The sequence below is a fragment of the Bradyrhizobium septentrionale genome (genome assembly GCF_011516645.4).
GTDB classification, from domain to species: Bacteria; Pseudomonadota; Alphaproteobacteria; order Rhizobiales; family Xanthobacteraceae; genus Bradyrhizobium; species Bradyrhizobium septentrionale.
The window spans coordinates 7,763,637-7,789,217 of sequence record NZ_CP088285.1 but is presented as its reverse complement, the minus strand read 5'-3'; the positions used below and the strand labels follow the sequence as shown (position 1 = coordinate 7,789,217).

Genomic DNA, 25,581 nt, shown 5'->3' with positions numbered 1-25,581 from the left:
CGCCGGCCTTTCGTCGGGATCAGATCCGCTGCGTGCGATCAGTAGCGCGCAACGACCGGGCCACCCCACTTGTAGTTCACGCGGACGGTGACGAGGTCGACGTCCTGGCGGTCGCGGATGGTGCTGAACAGCGCGCCATTCGGGGTGGTGAGGTTGTAGGTCTTGTCCTGCATGAACAGGTGGTCGTATTCGATGCCAGCGGTCCAGTTCGGCGCGAAGCCGACTTCGATGCCGGCGCCGATGGTGCCACCCCAGCGGGTGTCGGTGGCGCGGCCGCCGAGCGCGCCTGTCGGCGTGAAGTAGGTGCTGAAGCGGTTGTCGGTCAGCGCCGCACCGCCCTTGGCGTAGAGCAGCACGTTGTTGACCGCGTAGCCGATCTGGCCGGTGAACAGGCCGAACGCGTCGATCTTGCTCTGGTTGGTGAACAGGCCCGGGAAGATCGCGCTGCCGTTGCTGCCCTTCAGGTCAGCCCAGTCGCCCTGCGCTTCGAGGCCGAACACCCAGGTGCCGGCCTGCCAGCGATAGCCGATCTGGCCACCGGCGACGCCGCCCGTCGCATCGTGGCAACCATCCGATCCGATGAAAGTGCCGCCCGGGAGCTGATCCCAGCAATTGTGGCTTGAACCCCAACCGCCGTTGGCGCCGATATAGAAGCCGCTCCAGTCATAGACGGCGGCGATCATCGGCGGCGCCTTGGTGTAGGGGCGGGCAGCCAGATCGGCAGCCGCCGCCGGCGCGGCGAACGCAATCAGAGCAACGGTCGCGAGCAAAAACTTCTTCATCATCAATCCCCAGCTTCCCAAATCGGCTTCCAACTGGTCCCGAAGCACGATCTCAGACGCGAGCGCCCGCGCCATGGTTGGAATCTATACGCTGATTCAACCGGAAACGCCGTCTCCCAAATGCAACACTCGCGGAAGAAGTGCCGACAGCGCAAGGTGCTGATTTGGTTGCTATTTTTCTGAACGATCACCGCGAGGCAACCGCTGATCCGGTGACCGGCGGCCGTGCCGACGCCGTCGCCGGCTGCTACGGCAGGTTGTGGTGAACAAAACTGGAACAATGCCGTCGGCGATGCTATATCTCGATCTCGATAATCGTGGATAACCGCGCGACGGCAAAGGCGTCGGGCCGGCGCCGGCGTATAGGGTCATCCACGACGCCTGCAATGTAAGTGGCGAAGGTTGAGAGTGGCGGCCGATGTCCGGCGCCCGGTTTTTGAGTGGAGATGATGCGATGGCGGGAAGCGTGAACAAAGTGATCCTGGTTGGAAACCTCGGCAAGGATCCGGAAATCCGGCGGACGCAGGACGGCCGTCCGATCGCAAATCTGTCGATCGCCACCTCGGAAACCTGGCGCGACAAGGGCACCGGCGAGCGCAAGGAAAAGACCGAGTGGCACCGCGTCGTGATCTTCAACGAAGGTCTCTGCAAGGTCGCCGAGCAGTACCTGAAGAAGGGTGCCAAGGTTTACATCGAGGGTCAGTTGCAGACCCGCAAATGGACCGACCAGAGCGGCGTCGAGAAGTACTCGACCGAGGTCGTGCTGCAGGGCTTCAACTCCAACCTGACGATGCTCGACGGGCGTAGCGGCGGAGGCGGCAGCTTCTCCGATGATGGCGGCAGCGATTTCGGCTCGGCCGGACCGGTCAGTTCGGCGCCACGCCGTGCGGTCGCCGCAGGTGGCCGCAACAGCGATATGGACGACGACATCCCGTTCTGACCGGATCGTGCCTCCCACATTCTGCCAGGAGTCGCCCCCGTGAAGATCATATTTCCCGGGGCGGCGGTACGACGTGCGAGGGAAGTCCTTTGTGTGAACTATGAGGATAATCTCGTATCGATCTGATATTACGTGATTGTTGGAAAGGCCTTCGCGGTTCCCCGTGCTTTGACACAGGCTTATGTGAATGATATTTACATCAGCCTGCGGCGAGCGATGCCTGGCCGCGCGCATCACCCGAGGGCCGCCATCATGAGCCTCGCGCCATTGCTCGACGCTGCGCCTGCGATCCCGCTCCATGCCTTCGCTGCGATGGCCGCCTTCGTGCTCGGCTCGATTCAGCTCACCGCACCGAAGGGCACGCTGCCGCACCGGACGCTCGGCTGGATCTGGGTGATCCTGATGCTGGTGGTCGCCGGGAGCTCGTTCTGGATCCACCAGATCCGGCTGCTGGGCCCTTGGAGCCCGATCCACCTGCTGTCGATCTTCTCGCTGGCGATGCTGGTGCTCGGCGTGACGGCCGCGCGAAGCCACAATGTCCGCCGCCACAGGTTCACGATGATCGGCATTTTCTTCGGCGCGCTCCTCATTGCCGGCCTGTTCACCTTCATGCCCGGGCGGATCATGCACGCGGTGATCTTCGGCCAGTAACCGAGCGCAAGAGGGCATTGCGAAGCCGGTTCCGCCCGGTCTTCGCCAGCTCGCATTCGCCACGCAGAGCAGGCCCGCCGGGAACCTGCAATGTCGCCGGTAAGTGCATGAAAAAACGAAGGGAAAAACGGCTTGCCGGAGCCGCGTAAGGGTGGTTATCAGGCCCTCGATACGCTATATGATTCCCCAGCAGAACTGACCGGATTTCCCCTTTGTCCGAACCCGAAGACGACAAGCCCGGCGAGCCGCCGGTGCCCTCAGATATTCGTCCCGTTTCCATTCTCGACGAGATGAAGAAGTCCTACCTCGATTACGCGATGAGCGTGATCGTGTCGCGTGCGCTGCCCGATGCGCGCGACGGGCTGAAGCCGGTACACCGGCGCATTCTCTACTCGATGCATGAGCAGGGACACACGCCGGACAAGAAGTACGTAAAATCGGCGCGCGTCGTCGGCGACGTGATCGGTAAATATCACCCGCACGGCGACCAGTCGATTTACGACGCGATGGTCCGGATGGCGCAAGACTTCTCGCTGCGCGTGCCGCTGATCGACGGACAGGGCAATTTCGGCTCGGTCGATGGCGATCCGCCTGCGGCCTATCGATATACCGAGGCACGGCTGACGAAGGCGGCGCTCGCCGTTCTCGCCGACATCGACATGGAAACCGTCGATTTCCAGCCGAACTACGACAATTCCGAGCAGGAGCCGACGGTTCTGCCGGCCAGGTTCCCGAACCTTCTGGTCAACGGCGCCGGCGGCATCGCGGTCGGCATGGCGACCAACATCCCGCCGCACAATCTCGGCGAGGTCGTCGACGCCTGTGTGGCGCTGATCGACAACCCGGCGCTTTCGATCGACGAGCTAATCAACATCATTCCGGGACCGGATTTCCCAACCGGTGGCGTCATCCTGGGACGCCAGGGCATCCGCTCGGCCTATCACCTCGGCCGTGGCTCGATCGTGATGCGCGGCAAGGTGGCGATCGACACCATCCGCAAGGATCGTGAAGCGATCATCATCACCGAAATTCCCTATCAGGTGAACAAGGCGACGATGGTCGAGCGTATCGCCGACCTGGTGAAAGAGAAGAAGATCGAGGGCATTGGCGATCTGCGCGACGAGTCCGACCGCGACGGCTATCGCGTCGTCATCGAGCTGAAGCGCGAAGCGGTGCCCGATGTGGTGCTCAACCAGCTCTATCGGTTCACGCCGCTGCAGTCGAACTTCCCTGCCAACATGCTGGCGCTGGATTCCGGTCGTCCGCAGACGATGAATCTGAAGGACCTGCTCACCATCTTCGTTGCGTTCCGCGAGCAGGTGGTGACCCGGCGGACCAAATTCCTGCTCGGCAAGGCGCGTGACCGCGCCCATATCCTGGTCGGCCTTGCGATCGCGGTCGCCAATATCGATGAAATGATCCGCGTCATCAGAACCTCGCCCGATCCGAACACCGCGCGCGACACCCTGATGTCGCGCGACTGGCCGGCGCGCGACGTCGAGGCGATGATCACGCTGATCGACGATCCCCGGCATCGCATCAACGATGACGGCACGCTCCGGCTGTCGATGGAGCAGGCCAAGGCCATCCTCGACCTGCGGCTGCAGCGCCTGACCGCGCTGGGGCGGGACGAGATCTCCGAAGAGCTCGACAAGCTCGCGGCGGAGATCGCCGACTATCTCGACATCCTGCGGTCTCGCGCCCGCGTTCAGGCGATCATCAAGACCGAACTGGCCGAGGTGAAGCAGCAGTTCGCAACCCCGCGCAAGACCGTGATCATCGAGCAGGAAGGCGAGGTCGAGGACGAGGACCTGATCCAGCGCGAGGACATGGTCGTGACGGTGTCGCACGCCGGCTACGTCAAGCGCGTGCCGCTCTCGGCCTACCGGGCGCAGCGCCGCGGCGGCAAGGGCCGCGCCGGCATGCAGACCCGCGACGAGGATTTCGTCTCGCGCCTGTTCGTGGCCTCCACGCACACGCCGGTGCTGTTCTTCTCCTCGCGCGGCCAGGTCTACAAGGAGAAGGTCTGGCGGCTGCCGATGGCAGCTCCAAACGCGCGCGGCAAGGCGCTGATCAACATCCTGCCGCTGGAGCAGGGCGAGCGTATCACCACCATCATGCCGTTGCCGGAGGATGAATCCTCCTGGGGCAATCTCGACGTGATGTTCGCGACCACCAGCGGCACCGTTCGCCGCAACAAGCTGTCCGACTTCGTCGACGTCCGCCGCTCCGGCATCATCGCCATGAAGCTCGGCGAGGGCGAAGCGATCGTCGACGTGCAGATCTGCACCGAGCGTGACGACGTGCTGCTGACCGCCGCCGGCGGGCAGTGCATCCGCTTCCCGGTCACCGATGTGCGCGTCTTCACCGGCCGTACCTCGATGGGCGTGCGCGGCATTGCGCTGGCCGAGGCCGACAAGCTGATCTCGCTGTCGATCCTGCGCCATGTCGAAACCAGTTCGGACGAGCGCTCGGCGTACTTGAAGATGCGCCGTGCGGTGGCCGGCGAGACCGCGGCCGAGGAGCCGGTCGAGGCGGAAGGCGAAGAGACGGCGAATGATGCGATCCAGCTGTCGCAGGAACGCTATGCCGAGCTGTCGGCGGCCGAGCAGGTGGTGCTGACGGTCTCCGTGAACGGCTTCGGCAAGCGGACCTCGTCCTACGAGTACCGTACCACCGGCCGCGGCGGCAAAGGCATTGTCGCGATGAGCGTCAACAACCGCAACGGCAATTTGGTGGCGTCGTTCCCGGTCGAGGACGCCGACCAGATCATGCTGGTCACCGACAAGGGCCAGCTGATCCGCTGCCCGGTGGCCGACATCCGCGTCGCCGGCCGCTCCACCCAGGGCGTGATCGTGTTCGACACCGCCGAGGACGAGCACGTGGTCTCGGTCGAACACATTCCGGAAGAGGAAAACGGCGCGAACGGGAACGGCGAGTAACGCCGTTCTCGAACGTGGTTCGTTGCATGCGGCTCCAGATCAGGCCCCCGCCGCGGGTTGATACATGCCTGGTTGCCTGGGCGGGCCGGACTGCGCCTGTGCGTCGCTTCGCCGAGCTTCAGGCGCTTGCTTCTCTGTTCGACGAAAGCGACCCGCTCAGGGCGTCTGGGAGGCGGATAGCATTGTGAACAGTGCGCTATCGCCGTCTCTCTGCGCTGTTTCGCGTGACGTCGCATAGCCGTGCACGAGCTCCAGACCGCCTTCGGAAATATGCCATTTCCAGCGCGTGGGCTCGTTCTGCGCAATCACGGTAACCTCAAGGAGGCGAACGCGGCTTTGTTTGGCCATCTTGCCGATATGCGTCCTGGGCGGCCCGTTTGCCAGTGCGGCCAATCTGGTCGCGCAGGGGTTATCTCTTCTTCTTCTTCGGCGGCGGCGGTGGCGGATCGATCTCGGCGATTTTGCGCAGGCAATCGGCTTCGGTGTCATGCGGGCCCGTCACGAACGTTCCGCTGACTTTTGTGGAATACCAACCGGAAATCACGCCGAGGCGGGCGGACTCTTCAGTCGTGACGTGACGAGGCGAGAGATTTTGCATCAAGGTCTTTCGGTGAACGCGTTTCGAAACTGTGTCGAACGCGCGGAGGAGGCTTTCAACCATCCGACTCGAACATACGTCGGGTTCGACTCGCGCTGGCAAGGCCGCGCCAGCTCGGCAAGCGCTGCCGTTCCTGCGCGCTATCGCAGCAAATAGCCATCATTTTCTCGCGCGATGCGGGTATTTGTCCGATGATGCAGATCGTGCCTTGTATTCGACCTCTTCGTAGCCATGTCGGTGGTACAAAGAGGGATGTATTTCGAATGAAGCTTCGCGTCGGATTCGAAATGCACTACGAGTTCCCGCAGCCGACGCCCATCATCATGGTGCTGGGCACGCATTTTACGCGCGCATCCGACATCATCGTCCCCGACCACCTGACCACCACCCCCTCGGTGCCGATCACGCCGTATCGCGACGGATTCGGCAATTGGTGCAGCCGTATCGCTGCGCCGGCCGGTCCGATGCGGCTGGCGGCCGATGGCGTCGTGCGCGACAGCGGCGAGCCTGATCCGGTGTTTGCTTCAGCCGGCCAGCACGCGGTCGAGGACTTGCCGTCGGATACGCTGGTCTATCTGCTTGGCAGCCGCTATTGCGAGACCGACCGGCTTTCGGAAATCGCATGGAAGCTGTTCGAGGCTACGCCGCCGGGCTGGCCACGGGTCCAGGCGATTTGCGATTTCGTCCATCGCCACATCATTTTCGGCTACGAGCACGCTCGCGCCACCAGGACGGCGTGGGAGGCCTTCAACGAATGCAGGGGCGTGTGCCGCGACTACGCGCATCTCGCTATTGCCTTCTGCCGCTGCATGAACATTCCGGCGCGCTATTGCACAGGCTATCTCAGCGACATCGGCACCCCGCGGCCTTGGGCGGCCGGTGATTTCGCCGGCTGGTTCGAGGCCTATATCGGGGGGCGTTGGCATATGTTCGACCCGCGCAACAACGTGCCGAGGATCGGCCGGGTTCTGATTGCACAGGGACGGGATGCCTCCGACGTTCCGATCACGCAGACGTTTGGGCCAAACACGCTGATTTCGTTCAAGGTCTGGACCGACGAGGCCGCGTCATGACGGATGCTCCCCAAGCCCTCAGTTCGGACGAGTTCGCCTCCCTGGTCGAGGTCGGCAAGGGCGAAGCGCAACGGGAGATTCCCCAGTTGCACTGGGAGCGCCTTGTCGATCTCGGCTACGCAGTCAGACGGCTCGGTGAACTCAGCCTGACTGCATCCGGCATTCGTCGTCTCGCGGCGGGCGAATAGACGTTTCAGGCCCTTGGATGTCTGTGTCCGACTTGGATCACTGAGCCACGCCCTGACCGGTCGAATTCTCGAGTTCTCTGGTGAGGCCGGCCAGCGCGTCCGCTTGGCCGATCTGGGCGAACCAGCACCACAGCTCCAGCGTGCAGGCGAGCCGGTAGAGCCCGATCGTGGCCTCCCAGTCGGGGCGGTCGCGGGTGCCGTGGCCCGCGAGCAATCCGTCGCGCTTCGGTGCATCCTTCGGCGTGAAGTAGTACAGCGCCTTGGCGATATCCATCAGCGGATCGCCGGCGGTGGCATTCTCGAAATCGACGATGCCTGAGAGTTGCGGTGTGCCTTGCGGCGTCACCAGCACATTGCCGGCATGGAGATCGTAGTGGCACAGGCGGGGCCGGTCGGCGGCGTCGAGCAGGTCGCTGCGTGCGGCAATGCTGTCCCGGAGCCGCTCCGCGAGCGCGGCGTCTCCGCCGCGCGTGCAAAACTCAGTCAGCTTCCGCTCGAACTGGGCGGACATGTAGGCGCGGTTGGTCGGGTGCGGCGTCCAGACCCCGTGCGGGCCGATATAGCCGAAGCTGTCGAGCGTGATGTCGTTGATGCGGCGGAGCGCTTCGCCCATGGCGGCGTAGATCGCAAACAGCTCCTGATCGGTCAGGGCCGGCTCGCGGCCGCCGAGCACGACGCCGTCGAGTTTCGCCATCAGCACGAAGCTGAGGTCGATCACCGAACGCGTGTCGTCGGCGAGGAGAATGCGGGGGACGGGGATGTCGACCTCGCGCAACAGCCCGAGGACGTGGACCTCCTTCGCCATCTTCCATTGCAGCTGCGCGGGGTAGACCTTGAGAATGCAGGCCGGCGCGTCCGCCAGCGCGATCTCGAGGATCGTGCTGATCTCGCCGCCGCGCAGCTCGATCACGTCGTGCACCGTCGCGCCCGGCGCGACGCGGCTGATGATGGCCTGCGCCTGGTCGATCGTAATCGCCAGCCGCGGCTTCAGCTGAAGGGGCGGATCGTCTGACATTCCCGGAGATCACTCGTAGATGGGGTAACGGGCCGGCCGCCCGCTCGCTACGGCGCGATTTGGAAGCGCGCTCGCGAGCGGCCTGTTGGTTGGAAGGCGGTCGTCCCTCAAACTGATGGTGTCAACGGAGTCGGGCAAGCCCGCTCCAAGCATCATTAAGGGACGACCATGTACCACTATGCAGGAATCGACGTGTCTTTGGAATGCTCGAGCGTCTGCCTTGTCGATGGGACGGGTAAGATTTTGCGCGAGGCGAAGGTTGCGAGCGAGCCGGAGGCCCTGATCACCTGGTTCCGGTCGCTGGGGTTGGTGCTGGAACGGATCGGGCTGGAGGCTGGTCCGCTGTCGCAATGGCTCTACGCAGCGATGCGGGATGCGGGCCTGGCAGTCGAACTGTTGGAGACGCGGCACGTCCGCGATGCCTTCAAGGCGATGCCGGTGAAGTCGGACCGCAACGATGCCCGCGGGATCGCGCAACTGATGCGGCTGGGCTGGTTCCGGCCGGTGCACTGCAAGTCGATCGAAGCGCAGGAGACGCGGGCGGTTCTGACGGCACGCAAGCTGCTGCAGTCGAAGCTGCGCGACATCGAGAACAGCCTGCGCGGCGTGCTCCGCGGCTTCGGTCTGAAGGTCGGCCCGACCACCGAGCGCACGTTCGCCGAACGCATCCGGGAGCTCGTAGCGGGCCATCCTGGACTTGAGGTGGTGGCCCAGGCACTGCTCGAAGCCCACGCCGTGCTGCGGCGCGAGTTCAATGGCCTGGATAAGCACACCCAAAGGCTCGCCAGGTCGCACCCGCAGGCGAAGCTCTTGATGACGACACCGTCCGTCGGCCCGATCGTGGCGCTCACCTATGCCTCGGCGATCGACGACCCGAAGCGCTTCCGGTCATCGAAGGCGACGGGAGCGCATTTCGGCCTCACCCCGAAGAAGTACCAATCGGGCGAAACCGACTATACCGGCCGCATCAGCAAGATCGGCGATGCCTCCGTGCGCGAGGCGCTCTATCAGGCGGCTCATGTCATGCTGACCAAGCCGGTCAGGAACTGCTCGGCGCTGAAGGGCTGGGCGATGCGGATCGCCCGGCGCGCAGGCATGCGCAAGGCCAAGGTGGCGCTTGCACGCAAGCTCGCCGTGATCCTGCATCGCATGCTCGCCGACGCCAAACCGTTCAACCCGATGGCCAAGGCCTCGGCAACCTAAGCAAGGAGCAGCAATCGGCTCTGGGCGGGCCACGACACCAGGCTCTCCCTGAGCGAGGTCCCTTCGCCGGGACGATGGATCCGGTCAGGCCGCCATCCGGGAAGTGGCTCACAACCACGCTTCCGTAGATTGGCCGGCCGGCTCCTCAATGCACCCCATCAGGCGACGGCCACCGCGCCGATCCCGTACAGAAGCAAGTGCCCGGCGAGTGGATCACGCAAAAAGGGATTGACTTACCAAGGCCCGTTACAGAAGCCCGGATGCAGCGAAGCGAAATCCGGGGGCTTGCGATGCGCTCGTCACTTGTCCCGGATTGAGCGGCGCCTGTCATCGGGCGCGCGTTCGCGCGACCCGTTGGCTGCATCCGGTCTACCCTGACGGCGAGATCAGATCTCGATCTCCGTGCCGAACTCCACGACCTGACCGGTCGGCACGCCGAAGAACGCCGCCGTCCGCTCCGCATTGCGCTGCAGGAAGGCGAACACCGATTCCCGCCACACCCACATGCCCGGAACGTCCTCGCGCGGGATGATGGTCTCGCGGCCGATGTAATAGGTCACGTCGGAAAGATCGATGCCAGGCAACTTGCTCTGCTGGCAGGCGAGCTTCAGGCCCTCGTAGATCGTCGGGTACTGCATGAAGCCGTAGTGCAGGATGATCCGGGTGATGCCCGGGCTGATCTCGTGCACGTCGGCGCGCTCCTCGTCGGAAATCCTCGGCCGCTCCTCGATCAGCACGGTGACCAGCAGCACGCGCTGATGCAGCACGTGGTTGTGCTTGACGAATTGGGTCAGCGCGAGTGGCACCCCGTTGGGGGCCGACGCCAGGAACACGGCGGTGCCGGGCAGGCGGGCGCTGCATTTGTTGACCGCGGTCTCGATCAGATCCTCTTCCGGCTGCCGCAGCTTGCCGCGCGCCTTTTCGACCAGCTTCACGCCGCTGCGCCAGGTCAGCATCAGGAACGCGACGGCGGCCGCGAGCAGCAGCGGGAACCAGCCGCCTTCGAACAGCTTGGTCGAGTTTGCCGCAAAGAAGATCGCGTCGATGATGAAGAAGAAGCCGTTCACCGCGATCACGATGATCGGCGAATAGCCCCACTGGATCGCGACCAGCGCGGCGAGCAGCGTGGTGATCGCCATCAACAGCGACACCGCGATGCCGTAGGCGCCGGCCAGCGCGTCCGAGGTGCCGAAGGCCAGCACCGCGCCGAGCGTCCCGGCCGCGAGCAGCCAGTTCACCAGCGGCACGTAGATCTGGCCGATCGCATCGCTCGTGGTGTGCTCGATATGCATGCGCGGCAGGAAGCCGAGCTGGATCGCCTGCTGGGTCAGCGAGAACACGCCGGAGATGATGGCCTGCGAGGCGATCACGGTGGCGATGGTCGCGAGCAGGACGAGCGGGTAATGCGCCCAGTCGGGCGACAGCTGGAAGAACGGGTTGTCGATCGCGGTCGGGTCGGTGATCAGGAGCCCGGCCTGGCCGAAATAATTCAGCACCAGCGCGGGCAGGCAGATGGCGAACCAGGCGAGCCGGATCGGAAAGCGGCCGAAATGCCCCATGTCGGCATACATTGCCTCACCGCCGGTGACCGCGAGGAAGGCGGCGCCGAGGATGGCAAAGCTAACGTGAAAATCCTGATGGATCAGGAAATCGAATGCGTAGAACGGGCTCAGCGCAACCAGCACGCCGGGCGCCTTGATGATGCCGTGAATGCCCAGCACTGCGAGCACTCCGAACCAGAACAGCATCACGGGGCCGAAGATCTTGCCGATGAAACCCGTGCCCTGCTTCTGCATCATGAACAGGCCGATCAGGATGACCACGGTGACCGGCACCACGGCCGGCGCCAGCGATGGCGCGTCGACCTTCAGGCCCTCGATCGCCGACAGCACCGAGATCGCCGGCGTGATCGCACCGTCGCCGTAGAGCAGGGCGGCGCCGATCAGCCCGACGACCAGAAGATGGGCGCGCCAGGTGCCGGGCGCCGCGTTGCGCGCCGAGAGCAGCGCCAGCAGGGCGACGATGCCCCCTTCGCCGCGGTTGTCCGCGCGCAGGATCAGCATCGCATATTTGACCGAGATGATGAGGATCAGCGCCCACAGGATCAGCGAGACCACGCCGAGCACCGCGCTCTCGGTGAGCGGTCCGCCATGGGTGGCGGCCTTGGCGGCTTCCTTGAGGGCGTAGAGGGGGCTGGTGCCGATGTCGCCATAGACGACGCCCAAGGCGCCGAGGGTGACGGCAAACGGGATCGGACTGCTCGGAGGGTGGCCAGAAGAAACGACGGCGGGCGTACTCGTCACGGCAATCCCCTGATGGCTTGCGCCCGCCGGATCATCCGGACGGGCGCCTTAGACAATAGTCTGCGACGGGACGCCGCAAATTACCATTGGGATTTGTGTGACGGCCTGAGCTTACGCGATGCTGACGAGGGCTGTCCGTTCCGGTGACGTCGGAGCGGTGCCTGCCTTGCTCGGAAACGAACTACGGGGTGCGGTCGGCGGTGACGAGGCGGGCTTCGCGAACCACCGTCTTGGTGCTGGCGGAGCGCAGGCAGGAGGCCTCGAAATTCGGCCATGCCTGCTGCGAACAGTCCTTGCCGACCAGATGGATATCGAGACGATCGGCCTTGGCGAGCGGCCGCGGAGTGGAGGCTTCGACCTGCGGAGCAAAGCCCGGCAGGATGGTGAGCGCGGCGGCGATGAACGCGGCAACGGCGATGGCGGAAAATGCCTTGATCATGACGGTCCCCATGTGAACGAGCCCCCCGGGCCCGTCGTTTCGTTGTGCAATCTCTACCGGCCGCACGTTTCCTGGTGTCTTCGCCACCGCGGGAAATGGTTTCGTCGGGGGCCGGTTTTGTTTCGTCCGCCAGCGGCCGACGAAACATTCACCCACGTAGACGCTGGCATCCCAGGACTCGTTCACTGGACGAGCGACAAAATGTTTTGTGGGTATCGATGGAACCAAGGCCGCTTGCCGGGGCGAGCGGGGCGGGTTAGGAGGGGCTATGCCCCGTATCGCGATCTATCCTGGTTCCTTCGATCCCGTGACCAACGGCCATCTGGACGTGGTGAAACAGGCCGTCTTCCTCTGCGATCGTCTGATCGTCGCCATCGGCGTCCATCCCGGCAAGAAGCCGCTGTTTTCGACCGAGGAGCGGCTGGCCATGGTCCATGAGGTGTTCGACCCGATCGCCCAAAAAGCCGGCTGCGCCTTTGAGGCCTCTACCTACGACAACCTCACGGTCGCGGCGGCGCGGACGGCCGGGGCCACGCTGATGATTCGCGGCCTGCGCGACGGCACCGATCTCGACTACGAGATGCAGCTTGCCGGCATGAACGAGGCGATGGCGCCCGAGGTGCATACCGTGTTCGTTCCGGCGTCGGTCGCGGTCCGCCCGATCACCGCCACACTGGTGCGCCAAATCGCCCAGATGGGCGGCGACTTCTCTTCATTCGTGCCGTCATCAGTCGCCGCTAGCCTGAAGGCCAAGTTCGCCGGCTGACCCCGGCTGCCTGCCACATCCCGAACGTCCAGAGAGATCCGGAGTTTCCATGATCCGCATTCTTGCATTCGTTGCCGCGCTGCTTTGCGTCGTGCCCGCGGTCGCGCAACCGCTGCCCGCCGGTCTCGACAAAGCCAATGCGATCGTGATCGATACCACCAAGGGCCGCATCGTCATCAAGCTGCGCACCGACATCGCGCCCCAGCACGCCGAGCGTATCAAGCAGCTCGCGCGCGAGGGCTACTACAACAATGTGCCGTTCCATCGGGTAATGGACGGCTTCATGGCGCAGACCGGCGACGGCCAGAATTTCAACGGCACCGGCGGCTCGAAATATCCGAACCTGAAGCAGGAGTTCTCGCAGGTTCCGTTCAAGCGCGGCATCGTCGGCATGGCCCGGCGCGGCGATAGCGTCGACAGCGCCAATTCGCAGTTCTTCATCATGTTCGCCGACGGCTCGAGCCTCAACGGCCAATACACCGTGATCGGCGAGGTGGTGTCGGGCATGGACGTGGTGGACAAGCTGAAGAAGGCGCCTGCGGGCTCGCCCAGTGGCAGCGTCACCGATCCCGACAAGATGGTGAAGGTGCAGGTCGCATCCGACGTCAAGTGATCCGCGATGGCGGCGCGCAGCAGACCACTTGCCTGGTTCGCCGTGCCGCTCGCGGTATGGCTCGCGCTGCCCGGATCGGTGGCGGCCGAGCCGGAGCAACTCAATACGATCAAGGATGTGGTGCTGGCCATCCACCGCTGCTGGCGGCCGCCGCCGGCGGACAAGGCCGGTCCGGTCGACATCACCGTGATCGTCAGCTTCAACCGCGAGGGCGCGATCCTCGGACATCCGAGGATCAGCTATGAATCGCAGGAAGCCACCGACAATGACCGGATCGCATACCGGGTCGCGGTGATGGAGGCGTTGCAACGCTGCACGCCGTTGCCATTTACCGAGAGTCTGGGCGGTGCAGTGGCTGGCCGCCCGTTCGCGATCCCGTTCAGGAACAAGAAATATCCACCCCGAAGCCAGGAGAAGCGAGCATGGCTGCTACCGAAAATACTCTGATCCTCGAAACCACCCAGGGCCCGGTCACGATCGAGATGCGCCCGGATCTCGCGCCAGGCCACGTTGCGCGGATCAAGGAGCTGGTGCGCGAGGGCTTTTACGACGGCATCGTGTTCCACCGCGTGATCGACGGCTTCATGGCGCAGACCGGCTGTCCGCAGGGCACCGGCATGGGCGGCTCCGGCAAGAAGCTGAAGGCCGAATTCAACAAGGAGCCGCATGTCCGCGGCACCGCCTCGATGGCCCGCGCCGCCAATCCGGATTCCGGCGACAGCCAGTTCTTCATCTGCTTCGACGACGCCTCCTTCCTCAACGGCCAGTACACGGTCTGGGGCAAGGTCACCGAGGGCATGGAGAATGTCGACAAGATCAAGCGCGGCGAGCCGGTGAAGGATCCGGACAACATCGTCAAGGCGCGCATGGCCGCCGACGCGGCTTAAGCCATTCACTGTCATTCCGGGGCGTCGCGAGAGCGAACGAACCCGGAATGACGGCGTCGAAACATGCGCACTGATCTCTTCGACTTCGAGCTCCCGCCCGATAGCATCGCGCTCCGCCCCGCGAGCCCGCGCGATGCCGCGCGGATGCTGGTGGTGCATCCCGACGGCGTGCTGCGCGACGCGACCATCGCCGACCTGCCGCAGTGGCTGGAGCCGGGCGATCAGATCGTCGTCAACGACACCAAGGTGATCGCGGCCCAGCTCAAGGGCCGCCGCATCGGGCGCGAGACCGAGCCGAAGATCGAGGCGACGCTCATCAAGCGGCTCGACGGCTCGCGCTGGCAGGCGCTGGTGAAGCCGGCGAAGAAGCTCAGCTCCGGCGACACCATCCGCTTCGGCAATGAGGGCAAGGTCTGCCTGCTCGGCCATCTCGATGCTGAGGTCGAGGCCAAGGGGCAGGAAGGCGAGGTGACGCTGTCATTCTCGTTCCACGGCCCCGCGCTCGACCAGGCCATTTCGGACGTCGGCGTCACGCCGCTGCCGCCCTACATCGCCTCCAAGCGCACGCCCGACGACCAGGACGTCAGCGACTACCAGACCATGTTCGCGGCCAATGAAGGCGCGGTCGCAGCGCCGACGGCGGGGCTGCATTTCACGCCCGCGCTACAGGCCGCGTTGCGCAATCGCGGCATCGAGCTGCATCAGCTAACGCTGCATGTCGGGGCAGGGACGTTCCTGCCGGTCAAGATGGACGAAACCTCCGAGCACAAGATGCATGCCGAATGGGGCTGCATCACCGCCGAGACCGCCGCCGCGCTGAACGCCGCGCGCGCGAAAGGCGGCCGGATCGTCGCGATCGGCACCACGTCGCTGCGGCTTCTGGAAAGCGCCGCCAATGCCGATGGCACGATCCAGCCGTTTGCGGCGGAAACCTCGATCTTCATCACGCCGGGCTACCGCTTCCGCGCGGTCGATATCCTGCTGACGAACTTCCATTTGCCGCGCTCGACGCTGTTCATGCTGGTCTCGGCCTTCTCCGGCCTCGAGACGATGCAGCGCGCCTACGCGCACGCGATCAGGGATGGCTACCGGTTCTATTCCTATGGCGATGCCTGCCTGCTGTTCCGCGCGCGGGACTAGCAGGCCGATCGGCAGCGGAAGTCGACTGTTTGTGCGCGGTTGAATCGGCCGGCAGCGGCCGTGGTCAAACCCAGCCGCCGTCGACGATATAGTTCTGATTGGTGCAGGCGCCGCTGTCGTCGGCGGCGAAGAACAGCACGACGCGGGCGATGTCGTCAGGCACCAGCTTGCGCTTGAGGCATTGGCGCTCCATGAGCTCGGTCACGCCTTCCGGCGTCAACCACATCTCCTGCTGCCGTTGCGTCATGATCCATCCGGGCAAGATCGAATTGACCCGCACATTGTGCGGTCCGAGATCGCGGGCGAGCGCGCGGGTCAGGCCCTGAACCGCCGATTTGGCCGTGGTGTAGCAGGGCATGTTGCCCTGGCCGATCACCCAGCTCACCGAGCCGATATTGACGATCGCACCGCCGCCGGCCTGCTTCATGTCAGGCGCGATCGCCTGGGCGCTGAAGAACTGATGCTTCAGGTTGACGGCGATCCGCTCGTCCCAGAATTCCGGTGTGACGTCCTCGATCGCGTGACGGTCGTCGCGCGCCGCGTTGTTGACTAGGATGGTGATCGGCCCGAGCACCTCGCGGATAGCGGCGACCGCGCGGCGCAGGGCGCCGATGTCGCGCAGATCGGCGTGCGCGAAGTGCACGCGGGCCTGCGCCGGCAGGCTGGACAGCAGCTGGTTCGAGGCCGTCGCATCGATGTCGATGAAGCCGACCCGTGCGCCCTGGTCGACGAATTGGCGGACGATGGCCTCGCCGATGCCTGAACCGCCGCCGGTCACCAGTACGGTCCGGTCCTTGAGGCTTGGATAGATCGCGCCCTGCATTGGCATTCTCTCGGTTTTGCGCCTGAACGGCGTCTGTTGCGTTACTGCGGCTGAAAGGCGCCGCAGCTTCCGATATTCACTCGGCGGTTTCCATGCGGTTTCGATCCACGACCCGCAGCGTCCGCCGCACCATGCCGTCGACAATGGCCGCGGATTCGCTCGGGCGCACATAGATCGCGGTGGATTTGAGCAGCCACGGCAGCACCGCCTGCTCGAGCCGCTCCTCATAGGCGTGGCGCATCATCTCGAAGGCCTGCAGGCCGGGGCCCGCGAGAATGACGTGATGCGGGCGCAGCACCGAGATCGTCGCGGCGACCGCCTCGGCAAGCGAACGGCCTGCCGCCTGGAATAGATGCTCGAGGCGGGGATCGCCGCCCTGTGCGCGCTCGCACAGCAGCGCCATCTGCGGCTCGGACGGCTGCTGCGACGCCGCCGGCGGCAGGTCGAGGAAGGTGCGCGCGTCGCGGTAGAGCGCATAGTCGGCGAGATAGGCCTCGATGCAGCCGCGCTGGCCGCAGCGGCATTGCGGACCGTCCGGAGCCAGCTTGACGTGGCCGATCTCGCTGCCGGCGTCGGCGCCCCAGCGGGCTTCACCGTCGAGGACGACGCCCATGCCGACGCCGTGGCCGACCACGATGGTGGCCGAAAGGCCCTGCGCCAGCGCCGGCTCCGCGGCGGTCAGCGCCAGCGCAACGGCGACCGCGTCGTTCGCCATCACCGGCTCGATGCCGAAGGCCTCGCGGATCGGCTTCGCCAGATCGATGTCCGTGGCTGACAGTGCCGGGCTCCACAGATGGTGGCCGGTATCGGCGTTCACGATGCCTTGCAGTGCGATCCCGATTCCCAGCAGCCGATGGCGCGGCGTTGCCGTTGCATCGAGCATCGCATCGATCTGCGCGACGACGAGGGTGCGCAACGCGCTCGCATCGAGCGCGCGCGTCGGGAGTTCAAGCCGGGATTGCGCCACGGCGGAGCCTGAGAAATCCGCGATCAGCGTCTCAATCATGTTCATGCGCAGCGAGACCGCGACGACGCGCCCGAACTCCGGGTTCAGGGTCAGCAGCACCGCCGGCCGGCCACGGCGGCGGAGTGTCAGCCCGTCGGCATCCTCGTCCTCGCTGTCGTCAGGCCAGGACACCGTCTCGGTCTCGGCCTCGCGCAGCACCTCTTCGGCGATCAGTTTCGAGGTGATGGCTGAAATGGCCGGGAAGCTCAGCCCTGTGCTGCGTGCGAGCTCGACACGCGGCAATGGCCCTTGGCGTCGCAGGACCTCCACGAGACGTCCGCGATTCGATCCGCGGGAGACGGCTGAAACACGCTTCGACGGCTCGGTCTGCTCAATCATATCGCTTTTTTAATTTTGATGGTGAAATTAATCAACGCGTATGGCGCCAAGTGTAATCGAAAAAGCACAGTCGGATGCCGATCTATCGGGCCATATTTACTATCATCGTACCTTGTGCACTATTCAAGCTAGAAGAAGAGGGTAAAAACATCCTTGACTGCATGTTTTTCCCTTCTTAGTTTATTCGATAAGTAAATAAAATAAAGCGCAGCAAGCGCGATGCGTGACGCCCCTCACACCGGGGGGATCAAGGGGAGGTACATATGAGAAGCCCAATGAAGAAATTGCTCCTGCTGCTGCTGGCGAGTGCTGCCGCGCTCGCGATGGCCGCAGGCGTGGCGCATGCCGAGTCGAAAAAGACCATCGCGCTGGTGACCAATGTGGCGGCCGACTTCTGGACCATTGCCGGCCGCGGCCTCGAGAAGGCGCAGAAGGAGCACCCGGACTACAACATCGAGCTGATCGTCACCAACGAAGGCACCGCGGCAGGCCAGCGGCGCGAGCTGGACGACCTCCTGGTGCGCGGCGTCGCCGGCATCTCGATCTCGGTCGACGATGCGCCGCACGCAACCGAACAACTCAACAAGGTTGCAGCCAAGACCGTGCTGATCACGACGGATAGCGACGCGCCGCAGAGCAATCGTGTCGCCTATATCGGCACCGACAACGTCGCGGCCGGGCGGCAGGCGGGCGAGGAGATCAAGAAGGCGCTGCCGAACGGCGGCAAGATCGCGCTGTTCGTCGGCACGATGGACGCCGACAACGCCCGCGAGCGCGTGCAGGGCATCAAGGAATCGATCGCCGGCACCAAGGTCGAGCTGGTCGACGTTTTCACCGACCAGGTGGACTTCGCCAAGGCCAAGGCGAACATGGAAAACGTGCTCGTCAAATATCCCGACGTCGCGCTGTTGTCCGGGCTGTGGAGCTACGAGACGCCGCTGATCTACGACGCGGTCAAGGCGGCGGGCAAGGCCGGCAAGGTGAAGATCGTCGGCTTCGACGAGGACCAGCGCACCTTGCGGGGCATTTCCGACGGCACGATCGAATCCACGGTCGTGCAGCAGCCCTACGAGTTCGGCTATCTCTCCGCGACCAACATCATCAAGACGCTGAACGGCGACAAGTCCTGGATTCCGAAGGACAGCAAGCTGATCGTGCCGACCAAGGTGATCAGCAAGTCCAACGTCGCGGAATTCACCGCATACCTGAAAGAACTGCTGAAGAAGTGACTTCAGTGTGTCTCACCGCCCGGCCGCCACTGGCTGCCGGGCGTCGTGCGGAAGGAAACGACGAATGGCGGAGACGCTGCTTGAACTCGCCGGCATCAGCAAGACCTATCCCGGTGTCAGGGCCCTCGACGATGTCAGCCTGCGCGTTGACCGCGGTGAGGTGTTGGGCCTGATCGGCGAGAACGGCGCCGGCAAATCGACGCTGATGCGCGTGCTGGGCGGCGTGATCGCGCCGAGCGAGGGCGTGATCCGGATCGGCGGCGACGACCATGCCCGGATGACGGTGAGCGAGGCGACGCGATGCGGAATCGCCTTCGTGCATCAGGAGCTCAACCTGTTCGAGAATCTCGACGTCGCGGCCAACGTCTTCATCGGGCGCGAGAAGCTCACCGGCGGCCCGCTCAAGCTGGTGGACAATTCGGAAATGCACGCCCGCGTGGCGCCGCTGCTCAAGCGGCTCGGCGCTGATTTCGCGCCGGACACGGTGGTCGACAGCCTGTCGATCGCCGAGCGGCAGATGGTGGAGATCGCCAGGGCGCTCTCGATGGACGCACGCGTGATCATCATGGACGAGCCGACCTCGAGCCTGACGATCTCGGAGACCGAACGGCTGCTGGGGGTGATTGCCGATCTGAAGGCGCACGGCATTTCGGTGATCTATATCTCGCACCGGCTGTGCGAGATCATGACCTGCGCCGACCGCGTCGCGGTGCTGCGCGACGGGCGCACGGTGGGCGAGCTGGCGCGTCATGAGCTCAGCCATGCCGCGATGATCCGGCTGATGATCGGCCGCGACCTGAACACGCTCTACACGCCGCCCAAGCAGCCGCCACAGCCGGGCGGCTGCGATATCAGCGGCGTTGTGACCAGCGCCTATCCCGACCAGGAGATCAATCTGTCGGTGCGGCGCGGCGAGATCCTGGGCCTCGCAGGGCTCGTGGGTGCCGGCCGCACCTCGCTCGCCCGCGCGGCGTTCGGCATCGACCCACTGCTCGGCGGCGAGATCAGGATCGACAATGCGCCGGTCGGTGTCAGGTCGCCGAAGGATGCGATCAGGCAGGGGATCTATCTGGTGCCGGAGGACCGCAAGAAATCCGGGCTGGTGCTGGAGTTGCCGATCCGGGAGAACGTGACGCTCGCGAACCTGCGCGAATATGCGCGGATGTGGCTGGTCAGCGGCGCGGCCGAGCGCGAGGTCGCGCAACGGCAGGCGAGGAGCCTGTCGATCAAGGCGCCGAGCATCGATATCGAGGCGGTGACGCTCTCCGGCGGCAACCAGCAGAAAGTCGTGCTGGGCAAGTGGTTGTCGATGCAGCCGCGCGTGATGTTCTTCGACGAGCCGACCCGGGGCATCGATGTCGGTGCCAAGAGCGAGATCTACGCGCTGATGCGCGACCTTGCCGACCGGGGCGTCGCGGTCGTGATGATCTCCTCGGACATGGAGGAGGTGATCGGCGTCTCCGACCGCGTGGCGGTGATGCATGAAGGCGCCGTCAGCGGCGTGCTCGAGCGCAGGCAGTTCAGCGAATACAACGTGCTGCGGCTGGCGATCGGTCAAGCACTCGAAACCACGGAAGCCGCTGCGCCATGATGAAGAAAGAACTCGGACTGCTCATCCTGCTGATGGTGATCTCCGCGATCACGGGCGCGATCAATCCGGCCTTCCTGTCATGGGTGAACCTCTTGAACATGGCCAATCTGATCGGCCTGTTCGGCGTGTTCGCGCTGGGCGAGGGGCTCGTGATCATCACCGGCGGTATCGATCTTTCGCTCGGCTCGATGTTCGCGCTGCTTGGCGTCGTATTCGTCGATCTGCTGACGACCTATCAGCTCGATTGGCCGCTGGCGCTGCTCCTGGTGCTGCTGGGCGGGCTGGGGCTCGGCGGCATCCAGGGGTTCCTGATCACACGGCTGAAAATGCAGCCCTTCATCGTGACGCTGTGCGGGCTGCTGATCTATCGCGGCGTCGCGCGCTACTACACCAGCGATTCGACGCGCGGCTTCGGCTACGGCGATGAAGCCAAGACACTGAGCGACATCGCCTCCGGCAACGTGGCCGGCATCCCGAACACCTTCATCCTCCTGATCATCCTCGCGCTGATCCTCGGCGTGCTGCTGCACCGCTCGGTCTACGGGCGCTGGCTCTACGCCGTGGGCAAGAACGAGGAAGCGGCGCGGTTCTCGGGGATCAGCACGAATATCGTGATCGCGACGGCATACATCATCAGCGGCGGGCTCGCCGGGATCTCCACAGTGCTGTTCGTGTTCTACACCAACTCGGTCTCGCCGAGTTCGTTCGGCAATTTCTACGAACTCTATGCGATCGCGGCTGCCGTGCTCGGCGGCTGCAGCCTGCGCGGCGGCGAGGGATCGATCCTCGGCATCGTGCTGGGGACGGCGCTGCTGCAAGTGCTGCAGAACCTGGTGAACATCCTCGGCATCCCCAATTCGCTGAACTTCGCGGTGATGGGGACGGTCATTCTGCTTGGCGTGCTGGCGGATCAGCAACTGCAGGCGCGGCGGCGGCGCAAGGTGGCGCTGGCCGGCCTTTCCCGCACGGCGCCGCGATCGACGGCTGCGCAAGGAAATCAGCTGGGAAAGCCGAGCGCGTCACCGCGCGATCCGGCTGCGTTGGCGGCAAGAACGGGTGATCAGGCATGACAGCTCCAACCTCCAGCTGACACACGGCCGCGGCTTCTGCTGATGGCATCGGTGTGCGCTGGCGAGGGGCACGTTCCACGCTCGTGGGCTTTGGGCAGGGACGTGACAAAAAACAGACAAGGCCTGGGACGGTGGGAGGATAAAAAATGTTGCATCGGGTTGTGAGCGTCGCACGCGCGTGCGGCGTCGGGATCGCTTTGTCATCGCTGTTGAGTGGCGGCGCACACGCGGCCTATCTCCTGACCAAGGCTCCGCCGCTGCCTTACGTTGATCCCGCCGATGACTTCTGGACCAGGCCGTATCTGTTCGGCGATCTCGGCAGGACGAAGCTGAAGGAGCAGGGCATCTCGCTGGCCCTGACGTTCGGCGACGAAGCCGTGACCAACATATCGGGCGGCAACAAGAACACCGGGGCCAACGCCGGACAGCTGTTCTTTCAGGCCAAGTTCGACATGGCGAAGCTTGCCGGCATCCAGGGCGGCCTGGTCGGCCTCACGCTGGTCGACCGCTTCGGCCGCAATCTGAATGACGAGGCCGGCATTCCGGCATTGCAGCTGACCAACGAAGTGTTTGGCCGCGGCAACATCCTGCGCCTGACCGAACTTTACTACTCGCAGAAACTCTTCGATGATCGCCTCGAGCTCAAGGGCGGCCGTCTTCCGGTCGGCTCCGATTTCTTCTTCGGCCTGTGCGAGTTCATCAACCTGACCTTCTGCGGCGGCCAGCCCGGCAACATCCTGGGCGGCTACATCTATAACTGGCCGGTGAGCCAATGGGCCGGCGTGGTCCACTACAACTTCGCCAAGGAATTCCAGCTCTCGGTCGGCGTTTACGACGCCAACCCGAACTATCTGACGACGTCGGACTCCGCGACCTACTTCCTGCCCGGCGTCCCCGGCTCGAGCCCGGCCTCCGGCGTGCTGGTGCCGGTCGAGCTGGTCTGGGCGCCGAGCGGTCCGTTGAACGGGACCTGGCGGTTCGGCGGCTGGTATGACAGCGCATCGACGATCGATGGCGGCCTCCCGGGCATCATCGCGATCGTCCCGGGCACCGGCGGTGTCCCGGACCAGAATCTCGGCGATCAGCGTGGCCGGTACGGCGTCTATGAATCGATCCTGCAGCGGCTGACCGTTGAGGGTCCGAAGGCGCAGGGCTGGTACACGTTCCTCAATACGACCGTCGCCGATCACCGGACGTCGTATCAGGACTACCAGATCGCCTGGGGCTTCAGGCACACCGGAACGTTCGCCTCGCGTCCCGAGGACGAAGTCGGCTTCGCGGTGGGCACGACCCATGTCAACTCGGCGGCGCTCACCCCGAATGCTGGCGGCAACGAAGTGCCGATCGAAGCCTGGTACGGCTGGCAGGCGACCGGCTGGATGAACCTCAAATTCGACGCCCAGTACGTGATCCATCCTGGCGGGCGCGGATATAACGTCGCCGGCGTGAAGACCGACAATGCCTGGGTTCTCGGTCTGCGCACCCTGGTCCACTTCTGATCCGGTGGCGGTCCGCCGGCATGCCTGAGCGAGGCCAGCGATGCAGAGCGCCTTCGTGCGCGCGATTGAAGCTTACGTGCGAGGCTCAAGCCTCGCACAGAGATAGCGGACCGTCTTTGCGCCCCCGTCGATGGTGGCCCGGCCGACTTCCTCGAAGCCAAGCGAATGATGGAACGCGTCCGATATCGGATTCGGCGGCTGGACGTTGACCTCGCACACGACACGGCGATGACCGCGACGTGCGGCCTGCCGGAAGACCTCGCGGTAGAGCTTGCGCGCCAGTCCGTGCCGCCGCCACGCCGCCCCAACGACGATTCGATCGACGTAGAGGAATTGCTCCATCCGGCCGCGGAACCAGCCAAAGTGAGCGCCGTCGTAGTTGTCGCCGTGCTCAAACGCCAACAGCATCGCGGCGGCCGATGGGACGAACAACGCGATCGTTGCGGTATCGATCAATTGTTCGAACCTCGCGGCCGTGAGCAGGGACGTTTCACTGGCGCTGGCGTTGTTCAGTCGCAACAACTCCTCGCGCCCGGAATGAGCGTGCAGGTCTCTGATCTCGAACTGTTCTGATGAGGAATGCATGTCGGAAGGATTCCGTCGGCAAGGCGTCGGAGCGGGTTACGGCTTCGCTCGACCCGCCCTGCGATGCAACTGGAGCATGGCTGTCAGACGTCAACCTTGAACCCGAGGTCAATTTCGGACGCAGGCAAACCTCCGCGCAAGCCCCCAATTGTCGGGTGGAACCTCGATCAGAACGGTCTTGATCTCATTCGCGGGCACGCCGAGGGCGGAGAGGTTCGCCACTACGGCGCCGTACAGAGCTTTCTTCGCCTCCAGCGATCGTCCGGAAAACAGGAAAATCTCGATGCGTGTGTAGCGCTCCGATCGGCCCGTTGGAACGATCCGGGCGGCGTCATCATAGAGGTCGAGCACGACATCGCGGTCGTAGTCAGGGATTTTCAGCGCCGCGAGCAGAGCGTCCTGGACGGCTCCGATCACCTGGGCCTCGATGCCGCGGGCCCAAATGCCGGTCGTGATCCGAGTGCTTGGCATGATACGTCCTGCTCTTGCTTTTCGGGTTGAGGTGGGCGCAGCGCTGGCGCCTTGCCCACCCTCCATTGTCGCTCACGCCATCGCGCGTTCGGGCAAGAGCTCGGCGATCTGCACCGCGTTCAGCGCGGCGCCCTTGAGCAACTGATCGGCCGCGACGAACATCGAGATCGAATGGCCAGAAGGATCGCTTAGATCCTTTCGGATGCGGCCGACCAGCACGTCGTCCTGGCCGGACGCGTCGATCGGCATCGGGAAGTAGTTCTTGGTGCGATCGTCGACGATCTTGACGCCCGGCGCCTGCGCCATGATTGCGCGGACCTGGTCCTCGGTGATCGGCTTCTCGCATTCGAAGGTGATCGCCTCGCAATGCGCGCGCAGCACCGGCACCCGCACGCAGGTCACGCCGATCGCGATCTTGTCGTCCTCGAAGATCTTGCGGGTCTCCTTGATGACCTTGGTCTCTTCGCCGTTGTAGCCGGTCTCGGGGTCAACGGCCGTGTTGTGGTTGAACAGGTTGAAGGCGTAGGGGTGCGGCATCACCTTCGGCGTGTAGACCTGTCCGTTGAGACTGGCGCGGGTCGATTCGACGAGCTCCTCCATCGCGGCGGCACCGGCGCCGCTCGCGGCCTGATAGGTCGAAATGATCACGCGCTTGATGCGGTTCTTCTGGTGGATCGGCCATAGCGGCACCAGCGCGGTGATGGCGGCACAATTCGGGTTGGCGATGATGCCCTTGTGGTCGCGGATGCGGTTGGCGTTGATCTCGGGGATCACCAGCGGCACGTTCGGATCCATCCGGAACGCCGAGGAATTGTCGACCACGACCGCACCGGACTTCACTGCCAGCGGCGCGAACTTCTTCGAGATGCCGCTGCCGGCCGAGAACAGCGCGATGTCGACACCCTCGAAGGCGCGCTCGGTCAGCTCCTCGATCACGACCGGCTTGCCACGGAAGGCGACGGTCCTGCCGGCCGAGCGGGCGCTCGCCAGCGCCTTCAGCTTGCCGACGCGGAAGCCGCGCTTGTCCATGGTGGAAATGAATTCGGCGCCGACTGCGCCGGTGACGCCGACAATCGCGACGACGGGATCGTTACTCACTTTGTCCTCCATTTGAGATGTGCTGCAGACAACAAAAAAGCCCCGGACCTTCATCAGGCGGGGCTTCGGGTAGAGATGATGCGGTTCGACCGACTACGCGCGCACGCCTCCCGAGGCCCCGGAGGGCTTGGTGGTTTTGGTGGTGCGTTTGGTCGCGGTGATCATGGTTCGGACTTATGCGGCAGAGATCGGCGTCCGTCAACGACTTTTGGGCGAAAATCTGGCAAGGCCCGCGTAGAGCTTCGGTTCTGATTGAACCAGGACCGAAGCTCCAGCTTCTTGTTTTGACGCGTTTTCTTCACGCGAACCGGTGTCCGCTTCGCTCGAAAA

At 64.4% G+C, this 25,581-nt stretch carries 25 protein-coding genes; 15 read left to right on the top strand and 10 right to left on the bottom strand.

Translation table 11 applies throughout. The annotated features are described in order from the left end of the window. Positions 1-38: 38 nt before the first annotated feature. Positions 39-782, bottom strand: a complete 744-nt coding sequence (locus HAP48_RS38930) for an outer membrane protein (protein ID WP_166205149.1) — start codon at positions 780-782, stop codon at positions 39-41. A gap of 454 nt (positions 783-1,236) precedes the next feature. Here HAP48_RS38930 and HAP48_RS38925 point away from each other — a divergent pair, with 454 nt between their 5' ends. From HAP48_RS38925 to gyrA, 3 genes are all read left to right on the top strand, one after another. Beyond that, entirely contained in the window at positions 1,237-1,722 is a 486-nt protein-coding gene (locus tag HAP48_RS38925; protein ID WP_029082655.1) for a single-stranded DNA-binding protein, read from the top strand. 252 nt (positions 1,723-1,974) lie between these two features. Next, positions 1,975-2,373, top strand: a complete 399-nt coding sequence (locus HAP48_RS38920; RefSeq protein WP_166215561.1) for a DUF2306 domain-containing protein — start codon at positions 1,975-1,977, stop codon at positions 2,371-2,373. Between the two features lie 212 nt (positions 2,374-2,585). Continuing rightward, on the top strand, positions 2,586-5,315 hold the full coding sequence (gene gyrA, locus HAP48_RS38915) for a DNA gyrase subunit A (RefSeq protein ID WP_166205148.1): 2,730 nt from the start codon (positions 2,586-2,588) through the stop codon (positions 5,313-5,315). A gap of 409 nt (positions 5,316-5,724) precedes the next feature. Here the strand turns inward: gyrA and HAP48_RS38910 are convergent, their stop codons facing one another. Next, entirely contained in the window at positions 5,725-5,976 is a 252-nt protein-coding gene (locus HAP48_RS38910; RefSeq protein WP_420869838.1) for a hypothetical protein, read from the bottom strand. A gap of 200 nt (positions 5,977-6,176) precedes the next feature. On the opposite strand from HAP48_RS38910, the gene HAP48_RS38905 reads away from it, so the two are divergent. Together HAP48_RS38905 and HAP48_RS38900 are read left to right on the top strand one after the other, a co-directional pair. Beyond that, entirely contained in the window at positions 6,177-6,986 is an 810-nt protein-coding gene (locus HAP48_RS38905) for a transglutaminase-like domain-containing protein (RefSeq protein ID WP_166215557.1), read from the top strand. Then, the gene (locus HAP48_RS38900) at positions 6,983-7,174 is read left to right on the top strand and encodes a hypothetical protein (protein WP_166205146.1); all 192 of its coding nucleotides are present in this window, start codon (positions 6,983-6,985) and stop codon (positions 7,172-7,174) included. The genes HAP48_RS38905 and HAP48_RS38900 overlap by 4 nt, the downstream gene beginning before the upstream one ends. A 37-nt stretch (positions 7,175-7,211) precedes the next feature. Here the strand turns inward: HAP48_RS38900 and HAP48_RS38895 are convergent, their stop codons facing one another. Then, positions 7,212-8,189, bottom strand: a complete 978-nt coding sequence (locus tag HAP48_RS38895) for a phosphotransferase family protein (protein ID WP_166205145.1) — start codon at positions 8,187-8,189, stop codon at positions 7,212-7,214. Between the two features lie 168 nt (positions 8,190-8,357). On the opposite strand from HAP48_RS38895, the gene HAP48_RS38890 reads away from it, so the two are divergent. Next, positions 8,358-9,392: an IS110 family RNA-guided transposase gene (locus tag HAP48_RS38890; RefSeq protein ID WP_166205144.1), complete on the top strand. Its 1,035-nt coding sequence runs from the start codon at positions 8,358-8,360 to the stop codon at positions 9,390-9,392. Between the two features lie 386 nt (positions 9,393-9,778). On the opposite strand, the gene HAP48_RS38885 is transcribed toward HAP48_RS38890, so the two are convergent. Both HAP48_RS38885 and HAP48_RS38880 read right to left on the bottom strand, forming a co-directional pair. Then, the gene (locus HAP48_RS38885; RefSeq protein WP_166215556.1) at positions 9,779-11,644 is read right to left on the bottom strand and encodes a potassium transporter Kup; all 1,866 of its coding nucleotides are present in this window, start codon (positions 11,642-11,644) and stop codon (positions 9,779-9,781) included. A 232-nt stretch (positions 11,645-11,876) separates the two neighbouring features. Then, entirely contained in the window at positions 11,877-12,134 is a 258-nt protein-coding gene (locus tag HAP48_RS38880; protein WP_166205143.1) for a hypothetical protein, read from the bottom strand. A 268-nt stretch (positions 12,135-12,402) separates the two neighbouring features. On the opposite strand from HAP48_RS38880, the gene coaD reads away from it, so the two are divergent. The 5 genes from coaD (at position 12,403) to queA (ending at position 15,540) form a co-directional block, all read left to right on the top strand. Further along, positions 12,403-12,900, top strand: a complete 498-nt coding sequence (coaD, locus tag HAP48_RS38875) for a pantetheine-phosphate adenylyltransferase (RefSeq protein ID WP_166205142.1) — start codon at positions 12,403-12,405, stop codon at positions 12,898-12,900. A 49-nt stretch (positions 12,901-12,949) separates the two neighbouring features. Next, a complete protein-coding gene (locus HAP48_RS38870) occupies positions 12,950-13,513 on the top strand; it encodes a peptidylprolyl isomerase (RefSeq protein WP_166205141.1) in 564 nt (187 codons plus the stop codon). Between the two features lie 6 nt (positions 13,514-13,519). Then, positions 13,520-13,960 carry a TonB C-terminal domain-containing protein gene (locus HAP48_RS38865; protein ID WP_166205140.1) on the top strand — a complete coding sequence of 147 codons (441 nt, stop codon included), beginning with the start codon at positions 13,520-13,522 and terminating at the stop codon, positions 13,958-13,960. Beyond that, positions 13,936-14,400, top strand: coding sequence for a peptidylprolyl isomerase (locus tag HAP48_RS38860; RefSeq protein WP_166205139.1), 465 nt, complete (start codon positions 13,936-13,938; stop codon positions 14,398-14,400). Before HAP48_RS38865 ends, HAP48_RS38860 begins: the two co-directional genes overlap by 25 nt. A 63-nt stretch (positions 14,401-14,463) precedes the next feature. Then, entirely contained in the window at positions 14,464-15,540 is a 1,077-nt protein-coding gene (gene queA / locus HAP48_RS38855) for a tRNA preQ1(34) S-adenosylmethionine ribosyltransferase-isomerase QueA (protein WP_166205138.1), read from the top strand. Positions 15,541-15,604: 64 nt separating this feature from the next. Here the strand turns inward: queA and HAP48_RS38850 are convergent, their stop codons facing one another. Both HAP48_RS38850 and HAP48_RS38845 read right to left on the bottom strand, forming a co-directional pair. Beyond that, positions 15,605-16,363 carry an SDR family NAD(P)-dependent oxidoreductase gene (locus HAP48_RS38850; RefSeq protein WP_166205137.1) on the bottom strand — a complete coding sequence of 253 codons (759 nt, stop codon included), beginning with the start codon at positions 16,361-16,363 and terminating at the stop codon, positions 15,605-15,607. 76 nt (positions 16,364-16,439) lie between these two features. Beyond that, positions 16,440-17,708 carry an ROK family protein gene (locus tag HAP48_RS38845; protein WP_166205136.1) on the bottom strand — a complete coding sequence of 423 codons (1,269 nt, stop codon included), beginning with the start codon at positions 17,706-17,708 and terminating at the stop codon, positions 16,440-16,442. A 275-nt stretch (positions 17,709-17,983) separates the two neighbouring features. On the opposite strand from HAP48_RS38845, the gene HAP48_RS38840 reads away from it, so the two are divergent. The 4 genes from HAP48_RS38840 (at position 17,984) to HAP48_RS38825 (ending at position 23,097) form a co-directional block, all read left to right on the top strand. Next, complete coding sequence (locus tag HAP48_RS38840; RefSeq protein ID WP_420869837.1) at positions 17,984-18,937, top strand: sugar-binding protein; 954 nt, start codon at positions 17,984-17,986, stop codon at positions 18,935-18,937. A 64-nt stretch (positions 18,938-19,001) separates the two neighbouring features. After that, positions 19,002-20,528, top strand: coding sequence for a sugar ABC transporter ATP-binding protein (locus HAP48_RS38835; RefSeq protein ID WP_166205134.1), 1,527 nt, complete (start codon positions 19,002-19,004; stop codon positions 20,526-20,528). Continuing rightward, positions 20,525-21,598, top strand: a complete 1,074-nt coding sequence (locus tag HAP48_RS38830; protein WP_166205133.1) for an ABC transporter permease — start codon at positions 20,525-20,527, stop codon at positions 21,596-21,598. Before HAP48_RS38835 ends, HAP48_RS38830 begins: the two co-directional genes overlap by 4 nt. A gap of 146 nt (positions 21,599-21,744) precedes the next feature. Further along, a complete protein-coding gene (locus tag HAP48_RS38825; RefSeq protein ID WP_166205132.1) occupies positions 21,745-23,097 on the top strand; it encodes a carbohydrate porin in 1,353 nt (450 codons plus the stop codon). A 72-nt stretch (positions 23,098-23,169) separates the two neighbouring features. Here the strand turns inward: HAP48_RS38825 and HAP48_RS38820 are convergent, their stop codons facing one another. The 3 genes from HAP48_RS38820 to HAP48_RS38810 all read right to left on the bottom strand — a co-directional run bounded on the left by HAP48_RS38820 (position 23,170) and on the right by HAP48_RS38810 (position 25,263). Beyond that, a complete protein-coding gene (locus HAP48_RS38820; RefSeq protein ID WP_210292742.1) occupies positions 23,170-23,616 on the bottom strand; it encodes a GNAT family N-acetyltransferase in 447 nt (148 codons plus the stop codon). A 174-nt stretch (positions 23,617-23,790) separates the two neighbouring features. Then, a complete protein-coding gene (locus tag HAP48_RS38815; protein ID WP_224496781.1) occupies positions 23,791-24,153 on the bottom strand; it encodes a tautomerase family protein in 363 nt (120 codons plus the stop codon). Between the two features lie 72 nt (positions 24,154-24,225). Continuing rightward, positions 24,226-25,263: an aspartate-semialdehyde dehydrogenase gene (locus HAP48_RS38810; protein WP_166205130.1), complete on the bottom strand. Its 1,038-nt coding sequence runs from the start codon at positions 25,261-25,263 to the stop codon at positions 24,226-24,228. Positions 25,264-25,581: the final 318 nt, after the last annotated feature.

Bases quoted from the DNA above. Each gene is read 5' to 3' on its own strand.
- HAP48_RS38930 (WP_166205149.1), bottom strand. From the start codon at position 782: ATGAAGAAGTTTTTGCTCGCGACCGTTGCTCTGATTGCGTTCGCCGCG.
- HAP48_RS38925 (WP_029082655.1), top strand. From the start codon at position 1,237: ATGGCGGGAAGCGTGAACAAAGTGATCCTGGTTGGAAACCTCGGCAAG.
- HAP48_RS38920 (WP_166215561.1), top strand. From the start codon at position 1,975: ATGAGCCTCGCGCCATTGCTCGACGCTGCGCCTGCGATCCCGCTCCAT.
- HAP48_RS38910 (WP_420869838.1), bottom strand. From the start codon at position 5,976: ATGGTTGAAAGCCTCCTCCGCGCGTTCGACACAGTTTCGAAACGCGTT.
- HAP48_RS38905 (WP_166215557.1), top strand. From the start codon at position 6,177: ATGAAGCTTCGCGTCGGATTCGAAATGCACTACGAGTTCCCGCAGCCG.
- HAP48_RS38900 (WP_166205146.1), top strand. From the start codon at position 6,983: ATGACGGATGCTCCCCAAGCCCTCAGTTCGGACGAGTTCGCCTCCCTG.
- HAP48_RS38895 (WP_166205145.1), bottom strand. From the start codon at position 8,189: ATGTCAGACGATCCGCCCCTTCAGCTGAAGCCGCGGCTGGCGATTACG.
- HAP48_RS38890 (WP_166205144.1), top strand. From the start codon at position 8,358: ATGTACCACTATGCAGGAATCGACGTGTCTTTGGAATGCTCGAGCGTC.
- HAP48_RS38880 (WP_166205143.1), bottom strand. From the start codon at position 12,134: ATGATCAAGGCATTTTCCGCCATCGCCGTTGCCGCGTTCATCGCCGCC.
- coaD (WP_166205142.1), top strand. From the start codon at position 12,403: ATGCCCCGTATCGCGATCTATCCTGGTTCCTTCGATCCCGTGACCAAC.
- HAP48_RS38870 (WP_166205141.1), top strand. From the start codon at position 12,950: ATGATCCGCATTCTTGCATTCGTTGCCGCGCTGCTTTGCGTCGTGCCC.
- HAP48_RS38865 (WP_166205140.1), top strand. From the start codon at position 13,520: ATGGCGGCGCGCAGCAGACCACTTGCCTGGTTCGCCGTGCCGCTCGCG.
- HAP48_RS38860 (WP_166205139.1), top strand. From the start codon at position 13,936: ATGGCTGCTACCGAAAATACTCTGATCCTCGAAACCACCCAGGGCCCG.
- queA (WP_166205138.1), top strand. From the start codon at position 14,464: ATGCGCACTGATCTCTTCGACTTCGAGCTCCCGCCCGATAGCATCGCG.
- HAP48_RS38850 (WP_166205137.1), bottom strand. From the start codon at position 16,363: ATGCAGGGCGCGATCTATCCAAGCCTCAAGGACCGGACCGTACTGGTG.
- HAP48_RS38845 (WP_166205136.1), bottom strand. From the start codon at position 17,708: ATGATTGAGCAGACCGAGCCGTCGAAGCGTGTTTCAGCCGTCTCCCGC.
- HAP48_RS38840 (WP_420869837.1), top strand. From the start codon at position 17,984: ATGAAGAAATTGCTCCTGCTGCTGCTGGCGAGTGCTGCCGCGCTCGCG.
- HAP48_RS38835 (WP_166205134.1), top strand. From the start codon at position 19,002: ATGGCGGAGACGCTGCTTGAACTCGCCGGCATCAGCAAGACCTATCCC.
- HAP48_RS38830 (WP_166205133.1), top strand. From the start codon at position 20,525: ATGATGAAGAAAGAACTCGGACTGCTCATCCTGCTGATGGTGATCTCC.
- HAP48_RS38825 (WP_166205132.1), top strand. From the start codon at position 21,745: ATGTTGCATCGGGTTGTGAGCGTCGCACGCGCGTGCGGCGTCGGGATC.
- HAP48_RS38815 (WP_224496781.1), bottom strand. From the start codon at position 24,153: ATGCCAAGCACTCGGATCACGACCGGCATTTGGGCCCGCGGCATCGAG.
- HAP48_RS38810 (WP_166205130.1), bottom strand. From the start codon at position 25,263: ATGGAGGACAAAGTGAGTAACGATCCCGTCGTCGCGATTGTCGGCGTC.